This window comes from Bacillus cereus (genome assembly GCF_002577405.1).
GTDB classification, from domain to species: domain Bacteria; phylum Bacillota; class Bacilli; order Bacillales; family Bacillaceae_G; genus Bacillus_A; species Bacillus_A cereus_AU.
On record NZ_NULR01000034.1, the window covers coordinates 1 to 4,043 of the forward strand.

The window sequence follows — 4,043 nt, forward strand, 5'->3', positions numbered from 1 at the left end:
TTCCCCTTGTAGGTTCGGACAAAGTCCGAGGTTTTTTTGTGCTCTGCAAAGCATGGCTTGGCGAAGCCAACAAGCCTCGCAGAGCACGTCCAAATGAAATTTGGTATAACGTGCTAGACCAAATAATTGGATTCCCTCAACCCTCGTGTTAAACTGGTTACCAAAAAGGGGGGATTGCTGGTGGCTCATGTAGAAAAATACACAAAAGGAAGCGTGCAAGGATTATCAATTCATTGGGACAGAAAAACAGAAAATCATTCGAATCAAGATATTGATAATGAACGGTCACATTTGAATTATGATTTATGCGAAAAAGAAGGGGGTACACTTTCTCGCATGAATGATCGGTTAAGTGAAGTGCATTGCTTGAATCGAAAAGATGTAAAAGTCTGTGCAGATTGGGCTGTTACATTACCGGAAAGTTTGAAAGATGCTTCTGAGAAGGAGCAACGTGAATTTTTTGAGAAAACCTATGAATTTTTAGCGAATCGTTATGGCGGTGAGAAAAATGTGTTGTCAGCCAATGTACATAATGACGAAACAAGGCCGCATATGCATTTTGCTTTTATGCCTGTTGTTTGGGACGAGAAAAAGCAACGGGAAAAGGTTTCAGCTAAAGAAGTTTTAACAAGAAAAGATTTAAAATCATTTCACCAGGATTTAGATAAGTTTTTGAAAAAGGAAATACCACATATCTACAAAGAAGGTATTTTAAACGATAAAACGATTGGCGTTGATACGGTTAAAGATTTGAAAAAGTATTCTGAAGAAATACAGAAACAAAAGGATGTAATGGATGCGGAAGTAAAGGTCAAAGAAAGAGAGTTAAAGGGGAAAATTCAATCATTGGATAAAGGATTGGAAAGTAAAAAAAATGAGCTTCTGAATTTGAGTGAAGCACTCCCTTCAAAAATTAATATCAAAGTAAAAGGAAAAGAGAAAAAAACAGAGGTTGTAAAAACAGGTTTTTTAAAATCAGAAATAGTAACTACAGAAACTGGGAATTGGATTGTTTCTGATAGTGAAATGAGAAGGATGCAAAAAGTTCTAAGGGATGCAAATTTCGTAAAAGAAGATTATGAGCGTTTGCAGCGTACAGATTTAGTTAAAGAAAACAAAGAATTACATGATAAAGTTGATAGTTTAGCTGATGGTTATGTTAAAGCTATTAATGAGAATACAGATTTGTATGAGAAGAATAGAGAATTACGTAAAGAAATAAGCTCGTTAAAAGCCCATATAAAGGATTTAAAGGAAAATGTAAAGGTTTTATACCACAATACAAAAAAAGTCCTTGGAGAGCATTTTAAAGCATTTAAAGGGCTTGTTAAAAATGAATTGGATATGAAGGGTATAGATAATCAATTTGAATGTGAACATAAGAGAGAAGTCAAGAAACAACGTGGATATGATATGGAGCGCTAGAAAATAAAGAAAAAGTTAAAGCGAGTAGTGAAGTTTACTCGCTTTACTTTAGATTCTCTCGTTCTCTTAAAGCTTTAAATCTGTCAAATTGACTTTGATATTCGTAGTCTTTATTTTCTTTTTTACTGACAAGGATTTTTCCGTCATATTTAGCAAATTTCTTCTTGTCATTTGAATCAGACCAAGCCAAGTCCTCATTAATTACATAAACATTTGATGTTCCCATTTTTAAGACATTTAAAAATCCGTTCTCTTCTAGCAATTTTATTGCTCTATAAACAGTTGATCTTGATTTACCAAAGTAATCTTCGAAAACGGAATAAGAACAGGCTAAAGCATTTCTGTTATCCATGTGTTCCAAAATGAAAAAGAGTAAGGCACTTGCAAAATTGTGATTAGACATTAACCAACGTAATTCTGGCATGTTATCACGATAAAGCTGAATAAAATTATGATTCTTTTTTCTTTCTTCGTGTTCTTTTTCTTTAGCTAAATGATTTTCCTTAAGTTCCATAAGTTTTTGAAGTTGATGAAGTTGTTCTGGAGTCAATTCAACTGTAACCTTTTTCTCGTCCAATTTCAGCACCCCTGTTGACATTATATTTTCTCTCCCTTTTTTTGAAATGTTTCATGGCTGATGATACATATATGTATAATATATGACACATTATAGGTCATTAAAGAAACTATATCAATCATAAAATGACGTGTTTTGTTTCAAACATGTGTCACAGCTTATGACACATATACGTGTCACAGCTTATGACACATAACAATCTATTAAACTCTTATATATCAACGTTTCTACTAATTCCCCTTCTATATCTCCTTATAGGGCTTTTCTCCATACAAGGAACGGAGAGTATTTTTTGAGAAACCCACTCAAAAAATCTTCCTCCTTTTTCCTTGCATTCTGAAATTCGGCAGGTGTGAGCATGTCGCCAAGCCGAACAGACCAAAAACGAGGATTTGGGTAGCACGACTTGGACTAGCAATTGTACCTGCCGAACCGCCTTGATCTATCGTTTAAGAATTTCACTTATGCCATATAAAGTTACGTTAAATTCCTGGGGGCTAGCCCCCAAACCCCCAGCCAGCACTCACACCCAAAAACAAGGAGAGAATGCACTTAGAACAGCAAATTTATAGAAAATGTGTTTTTACTAGATGCATATTAAAAAGGATAAGCATATGTTATATTACGCTTTCGCATAATTCCCTTATCTTTAAAGAGAACTCAAATCTTAATAATAGATTTGAGTTCTTTTTTTATATCATTATTCTCTAATTAACATATACATATAATGTATTTAAAATTAATTGAAGAGGAGAAGTATGTTATATGACAAAATTGGAGGAACTAGAAAAAGATTTTAATCAAATGAATCTAGATTTAAAAGCTATACAACATGATATGAAAAATTTAGAAGCAAGAATACTAGTAGCTGAAAAGGATGTTTTAACTATTAATAAACAATTAGATAAAATTAGTGCAAATACTACATGGATTTTACGATTGATCATAAGTGCATTGTTAACAGGAGTACTTGGTGTATTAGCTAGAAACCTGTTATAGAGGGAGGGTCTTGATAAAAAACGTAGACCATATAAAAAATCAAAAAAAGATTAGTATTTTTTGATTTTTTATATGGTTTTTTCTAATTTTGTGTATGTCAACGGTACCGGACCCGAGAGAGAGCGGGAGGATAAGGAGTTGACATACTCACAAAACCAAGACCCTCTTGTTGGGTTCAAACGGGTATTTTTAAAGTGCAATATTTTTTATAGGATTTCACATTTATAATCCCACAAATTATAGTATTTTCCTAGAAAACCAGTCATATCAACGGTTCAACCCATGTTCTCCCTTCTATTCTATTATTTTATAAAATTTAAAAGGGCTTTTCACTATGCAATAGTCGAGTAGTATTTTTTGAGAAAACCATTCAAAAAATCTCCACTCTTTTGCTATTGCATAGTGAAATTCGGCAGGTGTGCGCATGTTGCCAAGCCGAACATACCAAAAACGAGGATTTAGGTAGTACGACTTGAATCAGCAATTGTACCTGCCGAACCGCCCAGTTCTATCGATTTAAGTAATAATTTCACTCCATATTCATTTACGTTAAGATCCAGGGGGCTAGCCCCCAAACCCCCAGCCAGCACTCACACCCAAAAACAAGGGGTTTCTTTTTAATTGGTAAATTTAGTATATTGTTATTGAAAAAGAAAGGAAGATTTATATGAATTTATTAAAAAATATTAGATTAATATTTTGTTTTGAAATTTTAATTGTAGCCTTCATTTGTATACGGGGTTATGTAAAATCGGATTATCCCATTTATATTCCGATTAGTATTTTTGTGTTAGCTATTGGTTTGCTTTCCCTTTTTGAATATAGAAAAAGGGAAGTGAATGAAAAGAGGTAGTTACATGGTGTGTGTCAACGGTACCGGACCGAACCCGTAAGGGGACGGGAGGATAAGGAGTTGACACACTAACTATGCAACCCTCTGGTGGTTTGTCAAAAGGTACCCTTTTGACCCTGCCAACCGGCGAGGGAGCCCCTCAAGGATTGAGGGGTTGGGGAGTTCGATTCAAGGGGAAGAGTTCCCCTT

General features: G+C 34.4%; 3 protein-coding genes. 2 read left to right on the top strand and 1 reads right to left on the bottom strand.

The window, feature by feature from the left end:
* Window positions 1-180: 180 nt before the first annotated feature.
* On the top strand, window positions 181-1,425 hold the full coding sequence (mobV, locus tag COC96_RS26470; protein WP_098769742.1) for a MobV family relaxase: 1,245 nt from the start codon (window positions 181-183) through the stop codon (window positions 1,423-1,425).
* Window positions 1,426-1,468: 43 nt separating this feature from the next.
* On the opposite strand, the gene COC96_RS26475 is transcribed toward mobV, so the two are convergent.
* Window positions 1,469-2,023: a replication/maintenance protein RepL gene (locus COC96_RS26475; RefSeq protein ID WP_088084749.1), complete on the bottom strand. Its 555-nt coding sequence runs from the start codon at window positions 2,021-2,023 to the stop codon at window positions 1,469-1,471.
* 744 nt (window positions 2,024-2,767) lie between these two features.
* Between COC96_RS26475 and COC96_RS26485 the strand changes: the two genes are divergently transcribed.
* Window positions 2,768-3,001, top strand: a complete 234-nt coding sequence (locus COC96_RS26485; protein ID WP_098010056.1) for a hemolysin XhlA family protein — start codon at window positions 2,768-2,770, stop codon at window positions 2,999-3,001.
* Window positions 3,002-4,043: the final 1,042 nt, after the last annotated feature.

Excerpts from the sequence above, each read along its gene's own strand:
- COC96_RS26485 (WP_098010056.1), top strand. The coding sequence starts at position 2,768 with ATGACAAAATTGGAGGAACTAGAAAAAGATTTTAATCAAATGAATCTA.
- COC96_RS26475 (WP_088084749.1), bottom strand. The coding sequence starts at position 2,023 with ATGTCAACAGGGGTGCTGAAATTGGACGAGAAAAAGGTTACAGTTGAA.